The following is a 26347-nucleotide window of genomic DNA, read 5'->3' as shown; positions in this document are numbered from 1 at the left end:
GACTAGTTGATATTTTCAACCTGATGTAGGATTGCAGCGAATTTCTAACATAAACCCGTCGGGATCATAAAAGTATACACCTTTACCTGTAGGACGAGTCACAGGGCCATGGGCGATCGCAATGTGATTTTCTCTGAGGACTGTGAGAGCTGACTCAAATAATTGCGGATCTATGTCAAAGGCGAGATGGTATGCTCTGGTAAAGGTTTTTTCTGGATTGGGATCTGGTGGTGATAATTCCGGTGTCCAGAATAAATCTAAAATTGTCCCATCGGGGGTGACAAAGTTAGCGACTTTCCCTGTATTCACCAGTTCTACTAAGGTGGCTGGTACTTCCTCCCCTGTGAGTTCATGTAAACCTAAGATGGTACCGTAAAAGTACCGAGAAGCTTGCATATCCTGGACATTGAGGGCAATATGATGGATAGAACGGAGATTCCCGCCTATAAGGCTGGGTTTGGCGGTAGTGCTAGGTTGCATACTAGAAACTGCTCCTGTTGGTTATAGTTATCGCCGATACTCGTCGCCGCAGTCGCCAATTAATTGATATAAATCCCGTGACTGGCTGCAAATAGAATTAATGCGATCGCTTTCCTGTGTATCTAGGGTAAAACTAAATATTTTTCCATTGTCTTCTATGTGTTCAGATATACCTAATCTTGCGCCAATGATCACACCTCCTACAGATGGCTGATCTAAAATATAACGTGTGGCTACGTTAGAAATACTGACATTATGAGCCTGAGCAATTTGCTTGAGTGTAGATAGCAGCTCTTGAAATAACTGCCAATTACCCCAAGCATCTACCATATTTTTATACTTTCTTAAGCTAACTGTAGCTAATTCACTTCCTCGCGGTTCTGATTTACCCAAATATTTCTCTGATAACAAACCACCGCACAGAGAACCGTAAGTAAAGAGTTTGATATCATGGTCTTGACAAAAGTTAACCATATGCACTAAGGGGCGGCGGTCAACTAGAGAAAATTGTACTTGATTAGAAACTATTTTAATCCCTGCATCGACAATAATTTTCAGGTGTTCGGTATCAAAGTTAGTTAAGGCTAAATGCTTAATCTTACCCTCAGTTTGCAGTTCTGCCATATACTTAAGGGCATCTAGATAATTTGTATCTCGATATTCCCACCAATGAAACTGCATTAGGTCTAAAGATCCTACATCCATCCTTTTGAGGGAGATGTTGATATTTTCCTCTACGAGCTTTTTGGTCATTTTTCCCGGACGGGGTACCCATTTAGTGAAGGCTTGGATCTGAGCTAAAGCCTGTTCACCACGGGTTTTAATGACTTGACGGCGAAACTCACCAATAAAATCTTCCGCCGGGCCATAATGGTCTGCTAAGTCCCAAGTGGTAAAACCTGCATCCACGTATTGAAACATGGTGTCTATTGCGGTTTTGGGGTGAATGCGTCCGTGTCCGCCGGAAACTTGCCACATCCCATTTAAAATGCGACAAATATTTAGGTCGGGGGTGAATTGCAGTCGGCTTTGTGGTGGTAATAGCATATTTTTAATCTTTGATTTTTATACAAACTTGAGATAGCAGTTGTGGGTGTTTAACGCCAACCGGTTTCGGCTTGTTGGAGTACATAGTACCCTACTGCTTGTATTTCCTCTGGGGTGAGACGGTCTTGGTAGGCTGACATATTATTTTTGCCGTTGGTGACTATAGATGTGACTGCTTCTATGGTGTTCATACCATATTTTTCTAGGGCGGGCTTTTTCAAGTTTTTTCCCCGTCGGATAATGTTACCGCCGTTGATATGACATCCGGCACAATGAATACTAAAAATTTCTGCACCATGATTGATGTCTGCTGCCATCACAGGGAAGGTAAGAGTATTTATGAATAGGAATATTGTGGTTATCGGCAATATGAGTAGTCTGTGCACAAAATTACTCCGAATACTGAATACTGATGTGGCTATCAATATCATAGGGGAGCTTGTCAACCTACGCTAATGAGCAGGTAAGATACCCGCTCACAAAAGGTGTCTTGTTTGTCAAAGTCTTCTCTGAGGCGTTCTTGCACGCTACTATTTAGGTATTGATAAACTGCGATCGCTTGATTTCTCGGTAGCTTATAGAAGGCTTCAGCCTGCCAACCACAGGGAAGTTTAGTGATTTCTGTGGCTATGTCGGTTATTGTTTGATCACCGAATATATTTTGATTCTCCTGGATGTTCCCTTGTTCAGGCAATGGTAACGGTGGAGCATCCTCCCCAGTTTCCACTTCTTCGCAGGAGTCCATCGATGAGTCATACATAGGATGGGATAATTAATCTTTTTGATGGTCACTCATATCAATAGTAATAAGTATTATCACTAATGTTGAACAGACTTAATATATTTCTACCTCTAGCTAGAAATATTTTCTTGCTGATTAAATTTCTTTAAGGGTATAACAGGGCGATTTCCGTGAGCAATTCGATTTTTTGTTGCCAATTGTGAAGTAAGTCGATAGTTATTTTATAGGCGATACTTTTTCCTTGATTTTGAAAGTATTCAGATGCTTTTTTCAGGTCGGCGATCGCCCCTTGATGATATCCTAAATCATATCGAGCTATACCCCGATTTAGGTAAGCTGGGGCATAGCCAGGCTGAAGTTTGATAACTTGGGAAAAATTACGGATCGCACTCAGGTTATTACCATTTCTCCCCTCAGCACAACCCCGATTAAAGTAAGCTCTATGATCCTGGTCATTGAGGCGAATTGCTCGATTAAAGTCGAGGATAGCAGCTGGATAGTTTTGTAAGAGTAAGTAGGCTAAACCCCGATCATTGTAGATTTCGGCGAGTAATAAACTTGTGCTTGAGGGAATTTGAGTTAGGGCTAAATTATAATCAGCAATAGCTTGGGAGTATTTTCCCTCACCGGTACGGGCTAGACCCCGGTTGTAGTAAGCTCGAAAATCAACAGGCTCAAGAGCGAGCGCCCGATTATAATCGGCTATGGCTGCTGGATCATCCCCTTGTCTGTAGTGTGCTAGTCCTCGTAGTAAATAGGCTTCCCTATTATCTGGAGCTAAATTTATGACCTGATTGCAATCTATAATTGCTTGGTGGTAATCTTGTGATTGCACATGAGTTTGACATCCATCAAGAGCTAAAGCATCATTTGCCTGAAGTGGCTGCAGTTGGTGAAAATTTTCTGCGGCTGGCTGGTCATTACCACTGTGCATATTATTTACATCCAGACTGATAAAAACACTGGCTGTAGGTCTATTGACAATTGGCAAGGAATATGCAATGGTATTGGAACAATTGAGGAGAAAAGCCAGCCCGAGAGTCAGGAATAATCGCCAAAAAGAAGTCATAAACATCCTGGTTAACAATTTTGTCCTTGGATTTAACGGCGCAAAAATCACCCCTAATTGTTAAATTTCTCACTAAGATTTGAGTGAACTAACACCATAAGCGAGGCACAGCATTTGAGATGCTTGGTTACCAATTGTAAGAAAAGCATTCCCTAATGCTGATACAGCAAAAGGGATAGCGATCGCAGCCGTTACACCAAAGGTGATACCTTTATAGAGATAAAACCATTAACGGTGGTTACAGTAGGAGATTGTAGTAGTTTGTCTGAAATGAAAAGATAACTACCAACCTTTATCTGCTTGTTCTAGGACATAAGCAGATACATCAGAAATCTGTTCTGGTTTTAAACGAGCCTTAAAAGCTGGCATAGCACCTTTGCCGTTTGTAACTTGACTAATAATCGCCTCTTGGGAGTACATACCGTATTTTTCTAAATCACCCTTTTTCAAACTTTTATTAGCTTGAACCAAATTTCTCCCACCAGCATGACAAGCAGCACAATTAGCACCGAATATTTTAGCTCCACTAATAGTATCTGCTGCTAAAGCTGGACTACTAAAGGCAAAGGTGAAGATAGTTATGCTTAGAAGTATCAGAGAAATAATTTTTTTCATCTTGTGTTCTCCTGAAAAACGGTTAATTGCGGACAAGACCTTTCACAATTATTGTGAGTTCAATCAATTGCCCCCGTCAAAAGACAATCTGTCAAACTTGATTGTGAAGAAAATCTATGAAAGAGATTTTAATTCCTACTTTCAACCTCGATGGGCTAACTTTTGCATCGCATCTTCTGTGACCCGACAAATGCGCCAATCATCCAAAATAGCCGCCCCCATACTGCGGTAGAATGCTTGCGCCGACTCATTCCAATCCAGTACACTCCATTCCAAGCGTCCACAATTGCGCTCTACAGCTATTTGCGCTACTTTAGACAAAAGAGCCTTACCAACACCTTGACGGCGGTATTCTGGTAAAACAAACAAATCTTCTAAGTAAATTCCCGGCTTGGTCAAGAAGGTGGAATAATTGTGAAGGAAAAGCGCAAAACCAACCACTTTGCCTGTATATTCTGCGAGTATTGCCTCAATGTACTTTGGAGAGCCAAATAGATGCTCCTCAAGAGCCGAAGCATTACCAGTGACAGCGTGAGATAATTTTTCGTACTCAGCTAGCCCCTGAATTAAATTAAACAGTACTTTGGTATCAGAGGGTTCGGCAAAACGTAAAATCAAATTCTCAGAACAAGTCATTAATTTATCATGTATAGTCCATAGTCCATAGTCTATAGCGAATTTTTTGATTAGTTGGGTTAATCCGGTGCTGATAACAATTTTGGATAAGATGCGCCTAAATACCTAAATATATGAGCAACTCAAAAGGAGCCAAAGTATAGCAATCCTAAATGATTCATGAACAATTTCTGTTCCCTGTTCCCTGTTCCCTGTTCCCTGTTCCCTTTCCTCACTCATAATTTCTCAAGTCAAATAGGATGACTATAGAAACAGACAGAAAGCCCAGCTTAACAAGAATGCAAGATTTAATTGTTAGGTACTATGTTCGCAGTTAGGGGACATAGGGTTTGAGATGTTGGTTATCCTGACCTGATGACTCACGGGTAAACAGATGAGTTGGCTTTCACCCCTGGCCTGGTAGCTGGTGTGGACTAGCCATATAGTGAGAAATTGGCAAATACACTGCTGTTGGTGGTGAGGTTTTTTGCTTACCTTATTTATAATTATCGATTAGGAATTAAATTAACCATCCCTTTAGGCGCTTGGCGATATGAGGACGGCGTAACTTGCGCATGGCTTTACTTTGAATTTGTCGTACTCGTTCACGGGACAAATTGAACATATTACCAACTTCTTCTAAGGTACAGGGTTCGCTGGTTGTCAAACCGTAGCGTAAAGATATTACGTCTTTCTCTCTGGGGGTTAGGACATCACCCAAGACATCCCAAATCTCCTGACGCATCATGTTTTCATTCATTTTTGCTTCTGGAGACAGGTTATCTTCGTCTTCGAGCAAGTCCATTAGTTCTGTGTCTTCCTCTTTACCTACACGGTGATTGAGAGAAAGTGCTTGTCGCCTTAATTGTTGCAATTGGCGCAGTTGTTGGACACTAATTTCCAACGCTTGGGCCATTTCGGCTTCGTTGGGATTCCGAGAGAGTTTTTGCTTGAGTTCTCTTTGGGCTTTTTTGAGCTTGTTGAGTTTCTCAACAATGTGAATGGGTAAACGGATGGTTCGCGCATCATTGGCGATCGCGCGGGTAATTGCTTGTCTAATCCACCAGTAGGCGTAAGTGGAAAATTTATAACCTTTGTCTGGGTCAAATTTTTCTGTAGCACGATTTAGACCCATGGCACCCTCCTGGATTAAATCCAGAAACGGGACACCGCGATTCAGGTATCGTTTAGCAATGGACACCACTAATCTCAGGTTGGAGCGAATCATTTTACGTTTCGCTACTCGACCTTGGTATAAGCGGCTTTCTAGTTGCTTTTCTGTCATTTCTAGCCGGGAGGCTACTTGTACCTTACTGGTTGGCTGTCCCAGTTCTAATTCCAATGCAGCTTGGATCTCCCTTACTTCCTCGAGAAACCTAACTCGCCGGGCTAACTCTACCTCTTCTTCGGGTTTTAACAGGGGATAACGCGCCATTTCTTTAAAAAACGCGCCTACAGCATCATCATGCTCAGTTTTGTTGTATCCTGAAGGCCTGGCTGCAGCCATGTCATCCCCATCACGTTCCTCTGATTCCAGATTTTCGATGATTGGGGGTTCTGACTCTACCATTGATTCTAAAAGTTCCAGTGAGTTTTCTTCATGTTCGACAGTGGTTTCTAGTATTTCCATTGTTCCCAATTCAGCAATGTTCATAGTTTCCTTTAGGGATTTTTGCTTTGTTTGGTACATAATTTCATGACACGCTGCTTCAAGCTTGGTAGTTTTCCCTAACCAACAAATGCACCCCTTTGTCAGAAAAATATACACGGAAAGCTAATTGCTTATTCATTAGTGAAAATCAGCCCCTACCCGCTTTTTCTTGGTTCCTGTTTGATAGAACCTCTAAGAAGTACTGGTTTTGGCCCCCAGAAACTATGTTCTCAGGTTCCAACACAAATATTCCTGAGTTTTCCTCAATCCCCGAATCTGTCAAATGCCCTCAACCTTTATCCACCTTAACAAATATAAAAAACTCAGGTAAATACCCCCTAGCGTTAATCTTTTATAAGTTACATAACTTTTTCTGCTTCATCGGTGAGAATTTACTACATAAATCATCATCTGGCTTTGGGTTCGGTGCTGATTTCAGCGATCTTCCTAAAGGACATGGTTTGACTAGTCTAATTTTGGGAAATAGTTTATTTGTATAAAAGCATCTCATATGTACCAAGGGTTGAATATCTATCAAGGGGATGAAAAACACTATATCCTATTTAGTAGTTAGTCAGACCATTTCCGGAATCCCTGGAAAGATAATTGGATTTTTTATAGAGGATTTTAAATATTTATGCCACGAATTGTTAAGACAAAATTGTCTGGTACATTACATAACTGGGAAATCATCAAGTATTATGGAGAGAAAAGTATGATCAAATACATTTTACCTCTGAGAAATAAAAATCTTTGATAAACCTGTGTGCCGCCCAAACAATTAAGTAGAAATCAGACATAAAATTGTTGACAAAGTAGCAGAATTATGTATAAAACTCAAATAAAATCGCTGCATTTACTGGTGGCTGAACCTGGAGAAACTTACCAATCAGCAAATGTGAATCGATGGATTGAAGTGTTGGTAGACTGTCCAGGAACTACGGGACTTTTTACTTATAGATTGCCGAGGGAGTTAAAAGTAAAACCAGGTGATATTTTAAGTGTACCATTTGGTACTCAAAAAGTAGGAGCGATCGCCATTCGTTTATTGGCAGAACTAAATATTGATCTACCACCAGAAAAAATCAAGGATGTAGAAGAGATAGTCAGCGAAGGGTTCTTCCCCAAAAGTTATTGGGAATTATTAAATCGAGTAGCTGCATATTACTATACGCCTTTAATTCAGGTGATCCGGGTAGCGTTACCACCGGGATTACTAGGGCGATCGCAACGTCGGCTCCGCCTAGTTGGGGATGCAGAAATAAAAAGACAAATCTCCTCAGATTTAACTTTCCTTAGTCCCCCAGCCCAACAAATTTTCAACCTTTTACAAGGTCAATCAGCAGGAGACTATAGCCTAGTGTACTTGCAACAAAAAGTCAGAACAGCGTACAAAGGTGTGCGGGAGTTGTTGCGATTTGGGTTAGTAGAAAGTTATTTAGAAGCACCGCGACTCAATCGACCAAAACTACAGAAAGCTGTTACCTTGATTGGCACGATTGATGATAATTTAACCGAGCGTCAACAAGAAATTCTGGAAGTATTACGGCGGCGTGGGGGGGAATTGTGGCAGAGTGAACTATTACAAACTTGTAATGCTAGTTCTTCGATCCTGAAGACTATGGTACAAAAAGGTTACATTGTCATCGAAGAAAAAGAAGTGCTGCGAACAGAACAGGGACTAGCACTAGCACAAGATCACCCCAAAACCTTAAATCCTCACCAAGCAAATGCATTAAAAAATATTCAAGGTTTGAATGGTTTTGCTCAAGTCTTGTTACATGGGATTACAGGTTCTGGGAAAACAGAGGTATATTTACAAGCGATCGCACCTCTACTAAAGCAAGGAAAATCCGCCCTGGTATTAGTTCCAGAAATTGGACTTACACCCCAACTAACAGACCGTTTTCGGGCTCGTTTCGGAGCTAAAGTTAGCGTTTATCATAGTGGTCTTTCGGAAGGGGAACGTTATGACACCTGGCGACAAATGCTCACCGGGGAACCGCAAATAGTCATCGGGACTCGTAGCGCGATTTTTGCGCCTTTGCCAAATTTAGGTTTAATCATCCTAGACGAAGAACACGACAGCAGCTTTAAACAAGATTCTCCCATTCCTACCTACCATGCGCGCACCGTCGCCCAATGGCGGGGGGAATTAGAAAATTGTCCCTTAGTTTTAGGTTCTGCTACCCCTTCGTTAGAAAGTTGGGTCGGTCTGACAAACCCCTCTACACCAATTCCTAGTTATTACCTCTCCCTTCCCGAACGGATTAATTCTCGCCCATTACCACCGGTGGAATTGGTGGATATGCGGCTAGAGTTACAGATGGGAAATCGTTCTATATTTAGTAGGTCGCTACAATCAGCTTTACATCAGCTAGAAGAGAAGCAACAACAGGGAATTTTATTTATCCATCGCCGGGGACACAGTACTTTTGTGTCTTGTCGCAGTTGTGGTTATGTGATGGAATGTCCCCATTGTGATGTGTCGCTGTCCTATCACCAGACTGAAGAGGGAGCGCCGCAGTTACTACGCTGTCATTACTGTAACTATACGCGATTGCATCCTCAACAATGCCCTGAATGTGGTTCACCTTATCTGAAATTCTTTGGTAGCGGTACTCAACGTGTCGCCCAAGAATTAGCAAGACAGTTTCCGCAGTTAAGTTATATTCGTTTTGATAGCGATACCACCCGTAATAAAGGCGCACACCGTACCCTACTAACTCGATTTGCTAAGGGTGAAGCCCATTTATTAGTAGGAACACAAATGATTACCAAGGGTTTAGATTTACCCCAAGTGACACTGGTGGGTGTGGTTTCTGCTGATGGTTTGCTGCATTTATCAGATTATCGCGCCAGTGAACGCGCATTTCAAACTCTAACCCAAGTAGCAGGCCGTGCGGGTAGGGGGGATGATGTGGGTAGGGTGATTGTGCAAACTTACACCCCAGAGCATCCGGTAATTGGGGCGGTACAACAACATGATTATCAGTGTTTTTGTCAAACTGAATTAGAGCAACGCCAAGCACTTAATTATCCTCCTTATGGGAGATTGATTTTATTGCGCTTGAGTAGTTTAGATGTGATTCAAGTCCAGAATACGGCGCAAATTATCGCTACAGCTTTAAGTTCTCAGCCAGGATTTGATATCCTTGGACCAGCACCGGCTAGTGTCATGCGGGTAGCTAACCGTTATCGCTGGCAAATATTACTCAAGTTTGCCCCAGATGTGCTACCAAAATTACCTGACTGGGAGTCAGTGCGATCGCTTTGTCCTGATGCTGTGAGTTTAACTATAGATGTAGATCCATTAAATATTATGTGAATTATGTGAAACTTTGAAAGATGTAGCAGTTATCAAACTGCTACACATGGGAGATATGGGGTAGGAAGTGTTTCAATACTAGATAAATTCTTCCCCAGTCCATACTTCATTGATGTGAGTCATCCAGGGTATACCTTCATTGACTGGAGAACTAACGCTAATTTTAGCTTGGTTGGCAAATCGTTTTAACTGGTTGGCTAAATAAGGAATAGTAGTCATGATGTGCTGATAACTTTTAATATCATGACAGACTAAAATTAACATGAGAATGCCGCTATTGACCTTGAAATACCAGTGACAGCTGGATAACAAAATGCGTACTGTAGGCTTACAAGCCAAGAAAAAGCTTTTTTTGGTGGCTTCTTCTAGTTGACTCAGCCAAATGCAGCTCATTTGCATTGTTTTTGGGGATGGCAAATCATCGGGAGATAAATATGGTTGATACATAGTAACTCTGGCATTATTCAAAAGATTAAAAACCTAAATCCTGCTGAATGATCTGTAAATAATTACCTAAAGACCAAATCCAGCCGGTAGGCTCCAGACTCCATGAACTTTTGATTTAAGCTCCGTTCACCCCTTTACAAACTTTATATAATCCATCAGATATTATTGCTAATTTTCCTCATATTTCCTTAGTGTTTAATCCATATAAGTTAATATTTTGAGGGAACACACCGAATAGGGAATAGGGAATTGGTGTGTACTTCATGAGCCTGAAAAAGGCTTTAATACTATTTTGATATGAATAGGTGGCTGAGTTGTTGTGGGGTGAGTATTTGCTCCTGTTCCTCCATCCAGACTTGAAGCTGTGGGGGGTTGAGACCCCTCATAGCTTGATGTGGGGGAGTTAGAAAAACAAGTTTTTTAATCTCCATATCAGAGTAGATTTTCAGTATTTCTGACGGAAACTTGAAAAAGAATATGAAAAATAGTAATAAGGGAGAAACCAAATCATTTCGGGTTATATATTAAGAGACCGGGGAGTATGGGTTTTATATGTATAAAATCTATCATTGAAATTGAGTTGGGTGCGAAATAGATGGGACAAAGTTTTTTGCAAATCGGCGTAACGCTGTGTATTGTGATAGCGATCGTGCCAGTTTTGGGAAGGTACATGGCGCGTGTTTTCCTGGGAGAAAGAACGCTGCTGGACTGGTTCATCAACCCTATAGAGCGTAGCTGCTTAGTTTTAATCGGTGTGGGTAGCAAAGATGATGCCTACGGCGGTAAGCCGCAGACGGTTGGGGAATATATTCGCGCAGTGCTGTACAGCAACCTGTGCATGGGTACTTTAGTATACCTGATAATATTCTATCAGAGATTACTACCTTGGAATCCCAATGATTTTGATGCGCCTAGCTGGGATATATTGCTGCACACAGTTGTTTCATTTGTGACTAATACTGGACAGCAACACTACACTGGTGAAACAACCTTAAGTTATTTTAGCCAAGTAGCAGCTTTAGGCTTTTTGATGTTTACCTCAGCCGCTACAGGTTTAGCGGTAGGAATTGCTTTTATTCGGGGGTTAACAGGCAAAAAATTAGGGAACTTTTACGTTGATGTCACTCGTGCCATCACGAGGATATTACTACCAATGTCAATTATAGGGGCGATCGCTCTAGTTTTCTGCGGTGTGCCGCAAACATTAGCTGGAACCCTGGTTGTAGAAACCTTAGAGGGAAGAACCCAATATATTGCTAGGGGGCCAGTAGCCTCGTTTGAGATGATTAAAATGTTGGGTGATAACGGCGGCGGTTTTTTTGGCGTTAACTCAGCCCACCCCTATGAAAATCCCAATGGGGCTGCTAATTTAATCGAAACCATGGCCATGATTGCCATTCCTGCATCTTTAATTTACACCTATGGCATATTTGCCAAAAATATGAAACAGGCCTGGCTGCTGTTCTGGATGGGATTTGTAGCCTTGATGATTCTGATTTGGGTGACAGTAACCGGAGAACAACAGGGTAATCCCCTGGTAAATGGCACATTGGGAATAGAACAGCCGAATTTAGAGGGCAAAGAAATTCGATTGGGTTGGGTAGAAACAGCACTCTGGGCGGTGATGACTACAGCCACCATGTGCGGTGCGGTGAACGGGATGCATGATTCATTGATGCCCGCAGGATTATTTTCCACTTTATCGAGCTTATTCCTGCGCATTATCTGGGGAGGTCAGGGAACTGGGACAGCTTACCTATTTACTTACCTAATTTTGACTCTGTTCTTAGTAGGGTTAATAGTGGGGCGCACTCCACAATTTTTAGGGCGGAAAATTGAAAGAAGAGAAATCATCCTTGGTAGTGTGGTGGTGCTGATTTATCCCATTGTGGTTTTAATTCCCAGTGCCATTACATTAGCTTATCCTGTTTCCCTGTCTGGAATTACTAACCCTGGATTTCACGGCATTTCCCAAGTAGTTTATGAATATGCGGCTGCTGGTGCCAATAATGGGTCTAGTTTACAGGGATTGGATAATAACACCCTGTGGTGGAATTTAAGTACCTGTTTAAGTATGTTTGCTGGGCGTTACATTCCGATTATTGCCATTTTGCTGTTAGCTGACGGTATATCTCGTAAACCAAAAGCAGTAGAAACCGGTATTACCCTCAAAACAGATTCGCTTTTATTTACCGTAGCGACGGCTGGATTAGTGGTGATTTTGGCAATGCTGGCTTTCTTGCCAGTATTGGCGTTGGGCCCGATTGCCGAGGGTTTCAAACTAGCTGCGGCTAGTTAGAAGATTGGTTATTAGTCAACATTTCCTAAATATGAGATCAAATGAACGTTGCACCTACCTCTCAAGGTAAATCATCACGTTTTCGTCCTGGCGTAGACCGAACTTTACCTAGTCATCGCCGCCCCTCCCTCAAAAAAGCTAAGATAAATCGCAAAAAACTGTATATCAGAGCCATGAGGGATGCTTTTATCAAGCTGCATCCCGGGTATGCCGTCAAAAATCCAGTCATGTTTTTGGTTTGGCTGGGGACTGTTGTCACCCTAGTATTCACTATTGCGCCCAACTTATTGGGTCTATACCCGGAAAATCACCCACGTATTTTTTACGGATTGTTGACAGGAATTTGCTTTCTCACGGTTTGGCTGGCTAATTTTGCGGAAGCATTGGCACTGGGACGGGGGCAAGCCCAAGCAGATGTATTGCAAACTACAAAGTCAGAGGCGATCGCCAAAAAACTGGCTCCTGATGGCACAATTTGCCAAGTTTCTGCCACCAGTCTGAGAACAGGTGACACCATATATTTGGTAGCTGGGGATATGATTCCTGCTGATGGCAAAGTGATCATGGGTATGGCCTCTGTAGATGAATCAGTAATTACCGGTGAGACTGTACCAATACTGAAAGAATCAGGGACTAATGTTGCCAGTTCGGTGATCGGTGGTACCCATATCATCTCTGATGAACTGATTGTTCGCATTACATCTGACCCAGATCAAGGGTTTATTGACCGGATGATTGCTTTATTAGCAGGAACAAAACGCAGTAAAACACCGGGTGAAATCACCTTGATGATTTTCCTCGGTGTTTTGAGTTTAGTTGCTCTGTTAGTCGTGGCCACGTTGCCGGCTTTTGCTTACTATGTGGGTAGTCCGGTCAGTGTACCTATTTTGATAGCCCTGTTGGTAGCGCTGATTCCCACCACCATGGGCGGATTATTCAATACCATTAGTATTGCTGCTATGAATGGGGTTGCCCAATTTAACATCATTGCCACTTCCGAAGAAGCCCTAGAAGCTTGTGCTGATATCACCACCCTGATTCTTGACAAAACCGGGACAATCACCTTTGGCAACCGCTTGGCACAGGAGTTTATTCCCCTCAATGGCCATTCATTAGAGGAGATGGCTAATATTGCTTTGGCTGCCAGCGTATTTGATGATACATCTGAAGGGAAATCAATTACACTAGTGGCACAAAGCTTAGGCGGACAACTTGATTTTGACCTCAACCAAGCCCTAGGGGTAAAATTTTCTGAGGACACCCGCATGAGTGGCACAAACTTCGAGCGGGGACATAAAGCTCGCAAGGGAGCGGTAACAGCAATTAAAGAATTTATTCGTTTGGGTAATGGACAAGCACCTCCAGAATTGAATTCTGTCTGCGAAAAGATTTCCCAACAGGGAGGTACACCGCTGGCGGTTTGTCTAGATGAGGAAATTTATGGTGTGATTTACCTGAAAGACATAATTAAGCCGGGTATCTGCGAGGCTTGTCAGCAGTTAGGCTACATGGGTATCAATACTATATTACTGACTGGGGACAACCTGATTACGACATCTGTGATTGCCAACCTTGCAGGAGTTAATGACTTTGTTGGTGAAGCGACACCAGAGGATAAAGTCAGTATTATCCACACAGAACAAACAGCAGGTAAAGTAGTAGCAATGATAGGAGACGGCTCTAATGATGCTGCTGCGCTCCTCAAAGCGAATGTTGGCGTGGTCATGAATACAGGTAGTCAAGCTGCTAAAGAAGCAGCCGATATCATAGATTTGGACTCTGACCCCACAAAGCTGATTGATCTAGTGAGGATTAGTCGGCAATTAGTAGTTACCCGTGGTGCTTTGACTACATTTTCCCTGGCGAATGATATTACTAAATACTTTCTAATTATCCCATTCATTTTTACCACTGTTCATTTGCAGGGTTTAAATATCATGAATTTATCCAGCGCGAATTCGGCTGTCATATCCACACTAATTTATAATGCTGTGACGATTCCGGCTTTAATTCCCTTAGCTTTGAGAGGTGTACAGGTAAAATATCTGCAAACTAATCAACTGCTGCTGCGCCATCTGTTGATTTATGGTTTGGGTGGAATAATTGCACCTTTGCTTGCTATTAAATTCATAGATATGCTCATTGCAACCACCGGTTGGGGATAGAAAAGCCCAAGGTTCTGACCCTATGGAAAACCGCTCAGGGGTCTACATCTGTGGTCAATTAATTCTTTTCTGAACTAGAAACTCACCGCCGATAAATTTTTATGGATTTTATTCGTGAAACTATCACAGCTTTTCGCATGACCTTAGTGCTTTGGTTACTAACGGCAATCATCTATCCTCTGGGGATCTTGGTCATAGGTCAAGCCTTCTTTCCTTTTGAAGCCAATGGCAGCGTTATGGTAAATTTAGACACTCAACCAATTGGTTCAGCTTTGATTGGTCAGACATTCACATCTGAGGGTTATTTTCACGGTCGTCCCAGTAGTGTGAGATACAGCCAAGGAAAACAAGCCAGCCCCACTGGGATATCAGGAGGAAGTAATTTTGCTCCTAGCAACCCGGCACTGTTAGAGCGAATTTTGGAACGGGCTACTGAATTACAAGAGGAAAATATTCAACCGCTGGCTGATTTAATTTATGCTTCTGGTTCTGGCTTAGACCCACATATTTCTTTGAGAGCAGCCCGCCAACAGTTGAGCCGAGTGGCTCTCGCCCGGGATGTGAAAGAGGATGAAATAATACGTTTAATTAGCCGATATACTGATAATAGATTTTTGGGGGTTTTTGGGGAGCCGGGTGTCAATGTTTTGCGATTGAATTATGCCCTTGACTTACAAGACATTAACTCTCAATAAAAATAGGTGATGGGTCATTGGTCAGCCCCTCTCCTTGATCGGGAAAGGGGCGGCGATGAGATTGGGTAATTGATTCAATCCGCAATCCAATGACTCGGTAAAATAATTAGGCTTGACGTGAGTAGTATTCCACCACGAGCAGCTCATTGACTTGTAATGCTACCCATTCTCGTTCAATAACGCCGTTAACCTTGCCAGTTAACTTAGCTTTGTCAAATTCCAGATGACTGGGGAGATTGGCTAATCCAGGATATTGCAAATTGGCTTCTACCAATTTCCGGGAAACTTCGCGGTCTCTGACTGCAACGACTTCCCCGGGACGACACTGATAACTAGCAATATTGACTCTGCGACCGTTAACTGTTACGTGACCGTGATTTACCAGTTGGCGGGCGGCTGGAATGGTGGGAGCCATCCCCAAACGAAAAACGGTGTTGTCCAAGCGCATTTCTAGCAGTTGTAGCAGCACTTGTCCGGTGGAACCGGTGACGCGTCTAGCTTTACGTACATAGCGCAACAGTTGCTTTTCGGTTAAACCGTAGTTCATCCGAATCTTTTGCTTTTCTTCTAGACGAACTGCATACTCAGAGCGTTTTTTGCGGTTCTGACCATGCTGTCCTGGTGGATAGGCGCGTCTAGCACTTTTACGACTTAATCCTGGCAATTCGCCTAAGCGACGTACAATTCTGAGGCGTGGCCCTCTGTATCGGGACATGAGTTTCCTTAATCTATTCCTGTTAACTTTTAACTAGACATTGAATTTTGACACTTTCCTGATTATACATCAGGAAATTCCTGGCGATCTGAAACTGCTGACGAAGTTATAGCCTTTGTCGATCTCATGAGTCAGTTCCCGGACTTCTAGCTAAATTATCCTAGATTATCTCTGATTATGTGAGAAGTCGGGGATCTGTGTGACACCGAAGATCATGTATTTGATTATCTTGACGGGATGCGATAGCCAAGCGCTGCTGTTAAAGGCGATCGCGAAGCGCTGCTGCTGTGGGTTGAAAAATTCCGTTTGATGCCACACGGGGAGCCGGGGGTTAGAAACCCCCGTCTCAAAGCTAAAGTCAGATAAATCTGACACCGAAGATCATGTATTGGATGGTGTTGACGGGATGCAATAGCCAAGCGCTGCTGTTAAAGGGTAAGGTCCCCGACTTCTTAGATAATTGGCATAATCTCATATAATTTGTCCAGAAGTCGGGGATCTGTGTGACACCGAAGATCATGTATTGGATGGTCTTGACGGGATGCGATAGCGCGATCGCTGCTGCAAGCAGTTCGCTTAACACACAGGAAATTTACCCAGATATCATAAATATTGAACCCAGTACCGGCGAAATAGTTTTATATTCCCAAAAATCTATCTTTAGATAGATGACAAGATTACCTAAATAGTGTTGCAGAGGCTTAGGTATCAAAAAAATATTTATTTACATATGATTGCAAATTAAATGTGATATTATCGGTCTAATTTGATTCAAAATACGTTAAATATCGACTAGTTTTCAGTAACATTGACCCTACGCACTGTTACTAGATTTATGGCTGCGCAGCAGTTGTAAAATCAAAATCATCCCACGCAATAAATGGTATAAATTATGGTAACTATCAAGCAAATTTTGCACGGATTCCCAGATGCTGCTACATCTAAACAGGATTTAGGTGTTAAGTAAGTTTGAGAGATAATTGTCAAATTTTGTGATCTGCTTGCTGTGTAGGCATTTCCAATGCTACCAGTCAATCAGAATAGTTTGTAACTATTCTGATTTGGTCGATTGTTGCTTAACAATTCAGATGGCAAATTCTACTCAAATATACCTGAATCGCCATCTGGGTAGGCAAATTACATAAAGTTCATTTTGTCAAGGATTTTTAAGATGCCCTTACCCTGGTTAAACTATACCCTCACCGGACATTCAAGAGGGGTTTTGTCCGTACCATTTAGCCCCGATGGTCAAACCTTAGCTTCTGGGAGTGGGGATGATATCAAACTGTGGGATGTCGCCACTCGGCGGTCAATCGCCACCCTCAAGGGACATTCATGGTCGGTTATTTCAGTAGCCTTCAACCCTGATGGTCAAACCATGGCTTCCTCTGGGAGTTGGGATGAAACCATCAAACTATGGGATGTCGCCACGGGGAGGGAAATAGCCACCCTCAAGGGACATTCAAATTGGGTTAATTCAGTAGCCTTCAGCCCCGATGGTCGCACCTTAGCTTCTGGGAGTGGCGATGAAACCATTAAATTGTGGGATGTCGCTACGGGGAGGGAAATAGCCACCGTCAAGGGACATTCAGATTGGGTTCGTTCAGTAGCCTTCAGTCCGGATGGTCGCACCTTAGCTTCTGGGAGTTGGGATGAAACCATCAAACTGTGGGATGTCGCCACGGGGAGGGAAATAGCCACCCTCAAGGGACATTCAAGAGGGGTTTTGTCCGTAGCCTTCAGTCCGGATGGTCAAACCTTAGCTTCTGGGAGTTGGGATGATATCAAACTGTGGGATGTCGCCACTCGGCGGTCAATCGCCACCCTCACCGGACATTCAGATTGGGTTCGTTCAGTAGCCTTCAGCCCCGATGGTCAAACCTTAGCCTCTGGGAGTGATGATAGCACCATCGAGATTTGGCAAAGGCATTTATCTGACAACAATGATGAAGGTGATGAAGAGGATGATGGTTATGAAGAAGATGATGAACAACCACCAGTTTTGTCACCTGGAGAAAGAAAAAGAATTACAGAAGAAAATATTAACTATCTGCGTATAACAGTAGATCAAAATACTGAATTATCTAAGCTAAAAAAAGCAGCAAATAATGATGCTTGGGAAGATTTAACAAAATGGATTGCTGAATCTATTTGTGATATTAATTTCCGCGCAGCTAGTAAATCAGTTACAAGATTAATCACAAGAGTCCGAGATAAAACTCCCCGTGAAATAGCACAGAGACTAATTATTCATAAATCCTTACAAGCAGCAGGATTAGAATTAATTGGAGATGTGGTAGCAACGGTTAATAATATTTTAGATGGATTAGGAGCAGAGGGGATTGATCTGCCAAAAATAGCCAAATTAGGGGCAGAGATGGTTTGTCAAATCGCAGAGATTTATGGATTTAATATAGATGCTCCTGAAAGAAAACAAGAAGCTTTATTTATATTTGGCTTTATTTTCTTAGGAGAAAAACTAATAGATATAGGAATAGATTGGTTAAAGTTGGGTTACATTAATAAACTCCTAAAAGTGGGCAGTAAAGCCTTAATGATTTATGGTCTAGGTCATGCGGCTTGTTTCTATTATGAATATAAACATGAATCTAAATTTAGTCTCATTCCTCCAGATGATTTACTTAATAAATTGCGTCAAGAAAGAGATGATTACTTCCCCAAGGATGTATCAGAAGCAACTGTCAAAGAAAAATTAAGACTAGAAATTTCCAATGCTTTCCCTGAAATTAACTATGAAGATTTAAAGTGTCTACTAGCAGAAAAGAAATGGAGAGAAGCAGATGCAGAAACAGAATATATAATTTCAGAGTTATTAAATAGAGAGATTAAAGACGACACTAGCAAGATATTTGCCAAAGATATCAATCAAATTGATCAGTTATGGTATCATTACAGTCAAGGTAAGTTTGGTTTCCAAGTCCAAAGAGATATTTTTCACCAATCTGATATCAATAAAGAAATTGGTAAGTTTGGAGAAGCATTAGGTTGGCGTGGAAAAGCATTTTTAGGGATTGGTGTCCTGGGTGCGTTTAGTTGGAAAGACTATGATAAATTAGTTTTTGAACTTGATCAATCACGCAAAGGACATCTACCTGCTTTTTGGTTTCATAAATATGAAAAGCACAATGGTTATATTGTAAAATCTTATTTGAAACCAATACTAGAAAGAGATGATTGGCACAATATAAAAGCTTTACCTTTATCTTCTGAGTGAGTTACAAAAGGGCGGGCAGGATGCCCACCCCACAAGATTTATGATATTAAGGTGTGTACTTTATTTACTTGAAAAGTGCTGTAAGCTATAGAGATTCTCACAAGAAAATCGCAAAAAAGGCACGGAAGCCAGGCTTTAGACAGTGAGGGAGGAGGCGATCGCTTACAACAGTCTGGTAATTTCCTGGGGCGAAATTTCCCGCCTAGCAGCTCAAAACCAACCAGACGCGCAACAAGGACAATTGTTTTAACCACCTTATACATATCCCCCACTTCTCGACAAAATTAAAACTAATTCAACACCCCCATATATAGCCTATCTATTACCCGGATCTTTCTTAACATTCGTGAGAGCGATCGCTCGCAAACCCACAAACCTTAATCCTCCGTTGATGATTCTCAAGAAAATAAGGGTTTTATCAAGAGTAGGGAAATTTTCAAGCGTTGAAACCATTACCACATAAATGTTTCAAGATTATTAAGAAAGATGTGGGTAATGCATAGCTTTGTCACGGGAGGGGTTGGGGATCGCATATTTTCTATAGCTAACAAAGTAATTAAAAAAATTAAACTACCCAGTTTGCCCCTCTAACGCGATTCGCACGGGCTATAGTTTGCATTAGTGTGTGATCTTTCATGGGTTTATGTAGGTAAATAGTAGATAAAGTTGGTACATCAAAACCTGTTAACCACATGGCACAAACAAACACTAAACGCAGGGGATTTTCTCGATCTTTAAATTGATATTCGATATCATGACCTTGAGCATCAAGGGTATTCATTATGTACAAATTTTAACAGTGGGCTGGTTAATTTTGTCATTTCTCCTGATAAATAAGTTTTAAATTTCGTTAGATGCTTGTAATACAACAGTGTATAATTGAGGATTAACTCTAAAGTTGGCCTGGGTAATTAACTGATCAATCAATGGTTTAATAGCTGGAATTAGTTCCTGTTTTTTGGCTTGTATTAACACTCCCAACAGACCTGTTATATTTATTCCATAATTGGTAGCTACTATTCTTCCTCTGCGTTCATCCATTAACAGCAAATCAGCTTTCATTTCTAAGGATAAAATAATGGCTTCAGCTTCTCCCAAGTGAATACTTTGATTATTTTCTTGAATTTCTGTCACTTGTAGAGAATTAATAACTGTCTGTGTGTGTATCCAAGATAAAGTTTGTACTTCTACTGCACCAGGGACAATTTTATTTATGTCAACCATTTCGTTATATACAGCTTCCGGGATGATCACCCTACTATACAACTGTCGCAATAAATCTAACTGACCAATTGCTGCTAAGTTTGTAATTGGTGATGTATCGCTAACTATAATCACAGTAAACCCATTGATTGCAGTGTCTTGATATCAGATTGAAAATCTTCAACATCATAGTTAATGTGTAAACCTCGTTTTGCTAGTTGATGCTGAAATTCTAGGACTGTGATTCCTGTCCATGCTCGGACTTTACCACTGCTAATTTTACCTTGTTGGTAAAGCAAAATGGCAATTTCTAATTTGAGTTCGTCTTCAGTCATGTTTGAAGCTCTAAGGATATCATTGGGAATTATGACGCTCATTTGAGAAAACTCCAAGTCCTAATATATGTTTATTCTAATTTTTCTCTCATGCTGGGTGGGAATTGAATGTCTAAGTATTCTACTGAAAGTTTACCAGAGATGAGACGAGTTAGGAGGCGATCGCGTGTTTGTTTGAGAATATTATTTACTTTATTAATACTTCATTATTTTTCCAGCAAACGTTGTTGATACTCATTCTGCGGTTCATGATTTAATATAGATAATTGATCAACCTTTTCAAACCACCGCTTCCACCTATCCGTTAAAGATTCTGAAGATTGAACATTAACTGCTTGATTTTGCTGTTGTGCAATCAAGAAATCAATAAACTCATCTACCCTCGATACCAGAGGATCTGGTAATTGTTGTAACTTATTAACCACAACTTCACGAGTATTCATAGATTTATTCCTTTACTCTTTACTTAATGATAAGCTAATTATCCCCCGCAATCTCTTTAATATAGTCATCCTATTTGACTTGAGAAATTATCACTGAGGAAAGGGAACAGGGAACAGGGAACAGGGAACAGAAATTGTTCATGAATCATTTAGGATTGCTATATTATGTGCAATAATCCCCTCTAACAAATGCACCTCTTGATTTAACTCTAAAATCTCCTCAATAAACTCCTCTTGCGTTTTCCCATCTTCCTCTATCACCACCCCCACATACCGCCCAGGATTTAAAGAATAATCCTGTTCCTTCACTTCCTCCAAAGTTGCCAACGCGCATATTTTTAGATTATCTGGGTTTATACGGAGTCGTGCAAGATTTGAGTCCCCCATGCTCCTCATGCGGTAGCAAATTCTGTCAAACCCCGTTTATTGGGATGATGAAAGCCTAAAACAATATCACTTTGGGGTATTCCGGCTGATAATAAGTCGTCAACAACACATAAATTTGTTGCGTCTTCTTCTACCCAAATTTTGCCATTTTTAATGCACAGATACATGATGATATGCTGGACTAACTTTTTATCATCCCAGCCAAACCGAAACCAAAGATATTGGTCTCTTGCTTCGTCAAAAGCCAAGCGATCACTTGCTTCAATTTCTCGATTTTCTCTATCTTGATTCTTGGTCATTTGATAATATTCAGTCAATATTTTCTGAATCGCCTCACGGTATTTTTCTAGCTTATCCATTGTTTTATTACCTCCTTTTCCATATCTACAACTATTAACAAAACGTTATTTTCATTACTTACTACCTGTACAGATTTTCAGCGACTTGCCCACAAAACTCTTAATTTCTACAACAATCTTTTGTCCATAGTAAATTGAGTAATTAACACTTTCATTCTAAAAAATTTTAAATGCCAGTCACAGCTTTATTATCATAAACTCGCCTCTACCCTGCTTCCCCTCTCCCTTGCTCCCTCTTTCCCAGCTCTAAATGTCTAGACTTGTCTAGGATTTATATAGCAGTTGATGAAATGCGATCGCCCCTAGAAGCAGCTACAGAAAACCGCTCAAAGATCAAGTAGTGTTACACTGCAAAAGCACCAACACCTTAAACTGGGTATAGATGATGGGTGGGTAAAAATGGTCAAAATCACTGGACGTAAATTTGTAGGTGGAGAAAATGTTTATGATATTGGGGTTGAGGGTGACCATAATTTTGTGATTAAAAATGGTCTGATAGCCTCTAATTGTTTCAATAAGTCTCATTCCACCGCCTATGGATATGTAACTTATCAAACTGCGTATTTAAAGGCTAATTATCCGTTGGAGTATATGGCGGCACTGTTGACGGCGAACAGTGGCGATACGGATAAGGTGCAGAAGTATATTAATAACTGCGCTAATATGGGGATTACAATAGATGCCCCGGATATTAATCGTTCTGGTCTGGATTTTACACCGATAGATGGAAAGATTTTATTATTTGGATTTACAGCGGTGCGGAATGTGGGACAAAATGCGATCGCCTGTATTTTGTCAGCGAGAAATGAGGGGGGTGATTTTCAGTCTCTGGGGGATTTTTGCGATCGCGTGGATTTGCGTGCTATTAACCGGCGGACTGTGGAATCTTTGATCCAGTGTGGAGCTTTTGATAAAATTGAATCAAATCGTCACCAATTAATCCGTGATTTAGAACTAGTTTATGATTGGGCGCAATCCCGCGCCAAAGATAGGGCTATAGGTCAGGGTAATCTTTTTGATTACTTAGGTACTAGTAATAGTACTAGTAAGCAAACAGGGAACAATAGTTTTGAAACAGTTCCTAAAGCTGAACCTGTGGCTGATTTTATGCCCCAGGAGAAGTTACGCATGGAAAAGGAATTACTGGGTTTTTATGTATCAGATCATCCCTTAAAGTCCTTAAAGCCAGCAGCATCGCTGCTGACTCCGATTAACCTTTCACAATTTAAAGAACAAACAAAAGATACAAAAGTTTGTGCCGTGGTGATGCTGAACAATGTCAAAAAAGTGATGACTAAGAAAGGCGACCAGATGGCAATTTTACAAATAGAGGATTTAACTGGACAATCGGAAGCGGTGGTTTTTGCCAAAACCTATGAACGCATCAGTGAGCAACTGGAAGTTGATGCGAGGTTAATTGTCTGGGGTAAAGTAGATCGGCGAGATGATCAAAATCAACTGATTGTTGAAGACATAGAAAGAGTTGAGCAAGTGCAAATGGTGATGGTGGAACTGAATCCGCAACAAGTAAGTGATATCCAGACCATGCATAATTTAAGGACGATTTTACAAGAACATACAGGGGACAAAGAAAGGGCAAAAATTCCGGTGGTGGGAATTATACAATCAGAAACTGCTCGGGAATTGGTTCGCTTTGGTTGGCAATATTGCGTTCAAGATTCTCAGAGTACAGTGGAAGCTTTGCAAAATGCTAGATTTAACGCAAATATTAAATCCCTCACAGGCAGTTAATAAAGCCTTTTTCAGGCTCATGAAGTACACACCAATTCCCTGTTCCCTGTTCCCTGTTCCCTATTCCCTTTCCTCACTGATAATTTCTCAACTCAAATACGAGTCCTATATTTTCTCTTGAGGTGGCTTTGCAATACCTTGCTTGAGGAGAGTGGCCTCAATTTCCCTGATGAATTGCATATCTTCGGGGGAGAGGTGCTGGTTTAGGTTTCCAGAATCTTCGCTGAAAGGGGGTTGCTTGTGGAGAAAATCGAATGCTTGGCGGAATTGATGGGGACTGGCTGAAATAGGGGAGTCAAAATGACAAGCAATAATCTGGCGAAAATCCCAGGTTGCTACTTGTTCAGCCCACGTTAGGACTTGTTGAGGTGCTTGGGGTAAAATGAGAACTTGGAGGATGGGGGCTACAAAGGGTCGTCCATTACCTTGGAGGGTATAGAAAGACTTTTGCCAATCTTCTCGCCACCGAAAGGGAAATAAACCAAAGTAAGCTTTTGGTGAATGGTCTGGTGCTTGGAAAGCATCCCGTAACATTTCCCCTAATCCAGTGGTTGCTAAGGAATGAGGACTAAAGTAGACTGCAAATAGTGAAATACGTTGCCATCCCTTGCGGCGATTTTCTGGATGATCTGTGATGGTTTCCCCTGCATGATCGCGAGCATGGAATAGTAAGGGGTAAGGGTCTAATTGGGTGATTGGGGGTGGTTCTTCGGGTATGGACAGTATGGAGTCAGTGAGAAGTAGGGTGTGCGATCGCTTGTGAAAAAATGCCACTTCTACAAATGAACCGCGTCCCAAGTTGATATCTAGTACCTGATAATCGAACTCATCAGCAAAAGGACTGTGACTACTATCTTCTGGGAGTACCTGAGTCCGTTGTGGGGGAAAACCCAGCCAACTTAGGGGTAAATTGATGGGGAAACTCCATTGATGGGGAGCAACAAAAACCTGTGCTTGGGGGAAGCGGCGAGCAAAAGGACCGACAAAAACCTTATGTTCTAGACCGGAGCTAGTGGGGAGAATAATGTATTTAACATGGCCGTGTTGTGTGACTAAGTTGTTAACGAGGCGGACACATTCAGGAGTGGGAGCCACTGGGGCGTAAACCAGAAGCCCACCCTGTGCTAGTTTAACCACGGTCATCCGAATCGGCACAACAGTGTAGAGAATGCCTTGAAGCTGATCGAATGTCCAGATAGTATCTTTAAGTATTTCTGAGCAAATTGTCCGCCGTTTACCGTAGGGATATAGAGGTACAGCGGGCCAGAAGTGCCATGACCAATCTCGGGGATGAGTACTGGGTTGTTCCATTTATGTGCGTGGACGTTGAGGTTTTACACTGTTAATTGTGATTATTGCCACTAAGACGATGGCGAAAATTAGTGCCAGGTTTCTCAGTAAAGAATTTTGCCAGTGCTTGATTGCGATCGCCACCAATGCCCAAACTGTGACTCCTGTATAGGCAAAGTCTCGGTGTTGGGTGAGAATGAGGGCGGCAACAGTAAAAGCCACTAATAACATCATAGCAGTCCATATTTCAGGAGAAATCCCCCAGCCTTGCCAACGGTGAAAATACAAAGCAGAGGCTACATTAACAATAGTTGCTACACTAATCCAGCCCAGATAAATACTGATAGGGAAGTGAACACACCACCTCTTGATTTGAGAAACAGATTTTTTGCCAATGCCTAAGCGCAAATAGATAGCAATGAGTGGTATGAGAATTAAGAGTATGGCGATCGCAGACAGGGTAAAGAGTTGGGAGAGGAAAAGATATACCCAGATAATTTGAGCCGCAGAGGCAATCACCAACAAGTACCCGCTTTTGCGTAAATCGTCATCATACCTGTGGTTGGGGAGAAATTGATAAATTCCGAAAGTGAATAAACCTAGATAAATCAGTCCCCAAATAGCAAAAGCATAGTTAGCGGGGATAATCAGGACATTAGCGAAGAAAGTATTAGAAATTTCTCCTATAGTCAATCCCCGGAGCGGATAAATATTAGATACTACGTTGACGACAAAACCGGCAATAATGGCGCTCAAAGTCGCAACTTGCCTGATCAAATCCCCATCATTTCCAGATGTTGAATTCTGCATAAGAGAATCATAAGATTTATGTGCAACTTTTAAGCTAATCAAAGCGATTAAACTACATTAACTACGGCATCCGTCAATTCTGACTTGTCAGAAAGCACGATAGAATCATGGGTCACGGTAAAGGCAGTTGCTTGCAAAGCACACAATAAAATATTGCGTGCGCCATTTACATCACGAGAAACCTGAATTCCGCAATGTGGACATTTAAAAACTTTGTTTCCACCTAGTTTATAATGAACATGACCGCAGTTACCACAGGTTTTTGACGTATATGATTCGTTACAAAGAACGACTATTACACCTTTTCTTTGTGCAGCTTGCTTGAGATGTCGCTCAAATTTGTAATGAGAAAGAGTCAGCATTTGCCGTACAGACTTACTGTTTATTCTGCGTTTCTTCCCGCTACGTCTTTTAATCACCATTTGACTAGAATCAAAGGTTGGTAAGTAAATTACTTTGTAGGAATTAACAAGCAAGTTAACAGCTTTGTTATGCAAATCTTTAATTAAATTCTCAATTCTTTCTCTGACACGATTAGCAGCAATACGCATCTTTCTACGTTGACGGCATCTTGTTTTGGTAGAACGGCTGATGAGATTATCAAGGTGCTGACACAATCTTTGTATGCGTCCGATGTCTCCCGTTGCAATCTCTAAGACATTCTC

General features: G+C 41.6%; 25 protein-coding genes and 1 pseudogene. 6 read left to right on the top strand and 20 right to left on the bottom strand.

Annotated features, from left to right (window positions below; all coding sequences use genetic code 11):
• Nucleotides 1-15: 15 nt before the first annotated feature.
• The 8 genes from NWP22_RS17405 to NWP22_RS17370 form a co-directional block, all read right to left on the bottom strand.
• Nucleotides 16-480 (bottom strand): VOC family protein, encoded by a 465-nt coding sequence (locus tag NWP22_RS17405; RefSeq protein ID WP_271732921.1) that lies wholly within the window; start codon nucleotides 478-480, stop codon nucleotides 16-18.
• A 27-nt stretch (nucleotides 481-507) separates the two neighbouring features.
• Nucleotides 508-1527 carry an aldo/keto reductase gene (locus tag NWP22_RS17400; RefSeq protein ID WP_271732923.1) on the bottom strand — a complete coding sequence of 340 codons (1020 nt, stop codon included), beginning with the start codon at nucleotides 1525-1527 and terminating at the stop codon, nucleotides 508-510.
• A gap of 50 nt (nucleotides 1528-1577) precedes the next feature.
• A complete protein-coding gene (gene petJ / locus NWP22_RS17395; protein ID WP_271732925.1) occupies nucleotides 1578-1913 on the bottom strand; it encodes a cytochrome c6 PetJ in 336 nt (111 codons plus the stop codon).
• Nucleotides 1914-1969: 56 nt separating this feature from the next.
• Entirely contained in the window at nucleotides 1970-2272 is a 303-nt protein-coding gene (locus tag NWP22_RS17390) for a hypothetical protein (protein ID WP_280802161.1), read from the bottom strand.
• Nucleotides 2273-2414: 142 nt separating this feature from the next.
• A complete protein-coding gene (locus NWP22_RS17385; protein ID WP_280802160.1) occupies nucleotides 2415-3338 on the bottom strand; it encodes a tetratricopeptide repeat protein in 924 nt (307 codons plus the stop codon).
• Between the two features lie 282 nt (nucleotides 3339-3620).
• Nucleotides 3621-3953: a cytochrome c6 PetJ gene (gene petJ, locus NWP22_RS17380; RefSeq protein WP_271732929.1), complete on the bottom strand. Its 333-nt coding sequence runs from the start codon at nucleotides 3951-3953 to the stop codon at nucleotides 3621-3623.
• A 141-nt stretch (nucleotides 3954-4094) separates the two neighbouring features.
• Nucleotides 4095-4589, bottom strand: a complete 495-nt coding sequence (locus NWP22_RS17375) for a GNAT family N-acetyltransferase (protein WP_271732930.1) — start codon at nucleotides 4587-4589, stop codon at nucleotides 4095-4097.
• Between the two features lie 499 nt (nucleotides 4590-5088).
• Nucleotides 5089-6258: an RpoD/SigA family RNA polymerase sigma factor gene (locus NWP22_RS17370; protein ID WP_271732931.1), complete on the bottom strand. Its 1170-nt coding sequence runs from the start codon at nucleotides 6256-6258 to the stop codon at nucleotides 5089-5091.
• Between the two features lie 787 nt (nucleotides 6259-7045).
• Here NWP22_RS17370 and priA point away from each other — a divergent pair.
• Nucleotides 7046-9547 (top strand): primosomal protein N', encoded by a 2502-nt coding sequence (priA, locus tag NWP22_RS17365; protein WP_271732932.1) that lies wholly within the window; start codon nucleotides 7046-7048, stop codon nucleotides 9545-9547.
• A gap of 78 nt (nucleotides 9548-9625) precedes the next feature.
• Here the strand turns inward: priA and NWP22_RS17360 are convergent, their stop codons facing one another.
• On the bottom strand, nucleotides 9626-9994 hold the full coding sequence (locus NWP22_RS17360) for a hypothetical protein (protein WP_271732934.1): 369 nt from the start codon (nucleotides 9992-9994) through the stop codon (nucleotides 9626-9628).
• Nucleotides 9995-10589: 595 nt separating this feature from the next.
• Here NWP22_RS17360 and kdpA point away from each other — a divergent pair.
• From kdpA to kdpC, 3 genes are all read left to right on the top strand, one after another.
• Complete coding sequence (kdpA, locus tag NWP22_RS17355) at nucleotides 10590-12293, top strand: potassium-transporting ATPase subunit KdpA (protein WP_271732936.1); 1704 nt, start codon at nucleotides 10590-10592, stop codon at nucleotides 12291-12293.
• A 41-nt stretch (nucleotides 12294-12334) separates the two neighbouring features.
• Entirely contained in the window at nucleotides 12335-14458 is a 2124-nt protein-coding gene (gene kdpB / locus NWP22_RS17350; protein ID WP_280802159.1) for a potassium-transporting ATPase subunit KdpB, read from the top strand.
• 101 nt (nucleotides 14459-14559) lie between these two features.
• Nucleotides 14560-15153 (top strand): K(+)-transporting ATPase subunit C, encoded by a 594-nt coding sequence (gene kdpC / locus NWP22_RS17345; RefSeq protein ID WP_280802158.1) that lies wholly within the window; start codon nucleotides 14560-14562, stop codon nucleotides 15151-15153.
• 106 nt (nucleotides 15154-15259) lie between these two features.
• Here kdpC and rpsD read toward each other — a convergent pair whose 3' ends face one another.
• Together rpsD and NWP22_RS17335 are read right to left on the bottom strand one after the other, a co-directional pair.
• Nucleotides 15260-15868, bottom strand: a complete 609-nt coding sequence (gene rpsD, locus NWP22_RS17340) for a 30S ribosomal protein S4 (protein ID WP_271732942.1) — start codon at nucleotides 15866-15868, stop codon at nucleotides 15260-15262.
• A 165-nt stretch (nucleotides 15869-16033) separates the two neighbouring features.
• Nucleotides 16034-16243: a hypothetical protein gene (locus NWP22_RS17335; protein ID WP_280802157.1), complete on the bottom strand. Its 210-nt coding sequence runs from the start codon at nucleotides 16241-16243 to the stop codon at nucleotides 16034-16036.
• Between the two features lie 820 nt (nucleotides 16244-17063).
• Between NWP22_RS17335 and NWP22_RS17330 the strand changes: the two are divergent.
• A pseudogene (locus tag NWP22_RS17330) lies at nucleotides 17064-19103 on the top strand (GUN4 domain-containing protein); the annotation flags it as partial.
• 565 nt (nucleotides 19104-19668) lie between these two features.
• On the opposite strand, the gene NWP22_RS17325 reads toward NWP22_RS17330, so the two are convergent.
• From NWP22_RS17325 to NWP22_RS17300, 6 genes are all read right to left on the bottom strand, one after another.
• Complete coding sequence (locus NWP22_RS17325; RefSeq protein WP_280793630.1) at nucleotides 19669-19884, bottom strand: type I restriction enzyme subunit R domain-containing protein; 216 nt, start codon at nucleotides 19882-19884, stop codon at nucleotides 19669-19671.
• Between the two features lie 59 nt (nucleotides 19885-19943).
• Nucleotides 19944-20441, bottom strand: coding sequence for a PIN domain-containing protein (locus tag NWP22_RS17320; protein WP_280802156.1), 498 nt, complete (start codon nucleotides 20439-20441; stop codon nucleotides 19944-19946).
• Nucleotides 20438-20683, bottom strand: coding sequence for a UPF0175 family protein (locus NWP22_RS17315; RefSeq protein WP_280793628.1), 246 nt, complete (start codon nucleotides 20681-20683; stop codon nucleotides 20438-20440). The genes NWP22_RS17320 and NWP22_RS17315 overlap by 4 nt, the downstream gene beginning before the upstream one ends.
• A 164-nt stretch (nucleotides 20684-20847) precedes the next feature.
• Nucleotides 20848-21084, bottom strand: a complete 237-nt coding sequence (locus tag NWP22_RS17310) for a hypothetical protein (protein WP_271732950.1) — start codon at nucleotides 21082-21084, stop codon at nucleotides 20848-20850.
• Between the two features lie 138 nt (nucleotides 21085-21222).
• Nucleotides 21223-21471, bottom strand: coding sequence for a hypothetical protein (locus NWP22_RS17305; RefSeq protein ID WP_280793627.1), 249 nt, complete (start codon nucleotides 21469-21471; stop codon nucleotides 21223-21225).
• Between the two features lie 5 nt (nucleotides 21472-21476).
• The gene (locus tag NWP22_RS17300) at nucleotides 21477-21830 is read right to left on the bottom strand and encodes a XisI protein (protein ID WP_271732953.1); all 354 of its coding nucleotides are present in this window, start codon (nucleotides 21828-21830) and stop codon (nucleotides 21477-21479) included.
• 399 nt (nucleotides 21831-22229) lie between these two features.
• Here NWP22_RS17300 and NWP22_RS17295 point away from each other — a divergent pair, with 399 nt between their 5' ends.
• Complete coding sequence (locus NWP22_RS17295) at nucleotides 22230-23582, top strand: helix-hairpin-helix domain-containing protein (protein ID WP_280802155.1); 1353 nt, start codon at nucleotides 22230-22232, stop codon at nucleotides 23580-23582.
• 105 nt (nucleotides 23583-23687) lie between these two features.
• On the opposite strand, the gene NWP22_RS17290 is transcribed toward NWP22_RS17295, so the two are convergent.
• The 3 genes from NWP22_RS17290 to NWP22_RS17280 form a co-directional block, all read right to left on the bottom strand.
• Nucleotides 23688-24893 (bottom strand): DUF4336 domain-containing protein, encoded by a 1206-nt coding sequence (locus tag NWP22_RS17290; protein ID WP_280802154.1) that lies wholly within the window; start codon nucleotides 24891-24893, stop codon nucleotides 23688-23690.
• Nucleotides 24894-25682 (bottom strand): tryptophan-rich sensory protein, encoded by a 789-nt coding sequence (locus tag NWP22_RS17285; RefSeq protein ID WP_280802153.1) that lies wholly within the window; start codon nucleotides 25680-25682, stop codon nucleotides 24894-24896.
• A gap of 47 nt (nucleotides 25683-25729) precedes the next feature.
• The coding region (locus tag NWP22_RS17280; RefSeq protein WP_280802152.1) for a zinc ribbon domain-containing protein at nucleotides 25730-26347 on the bottom strand (618 nt) is incomplete at its 5' end.

This window comes from Anabaenopsis tanganyikae CS-531, from assembly GCF_029891675.1.
In the GTDB taxonomy this organism is placed as follows: Bacteria; Cyanobacteriota; Cyanobacteriia; order Cyanobacteriales; family Nostocaceae; genus Anabaenopsis; species Anabaenopsis arnoldii.
This window is presented reverse-complemented; position numbering and strand designations above follow the sequence as displayed.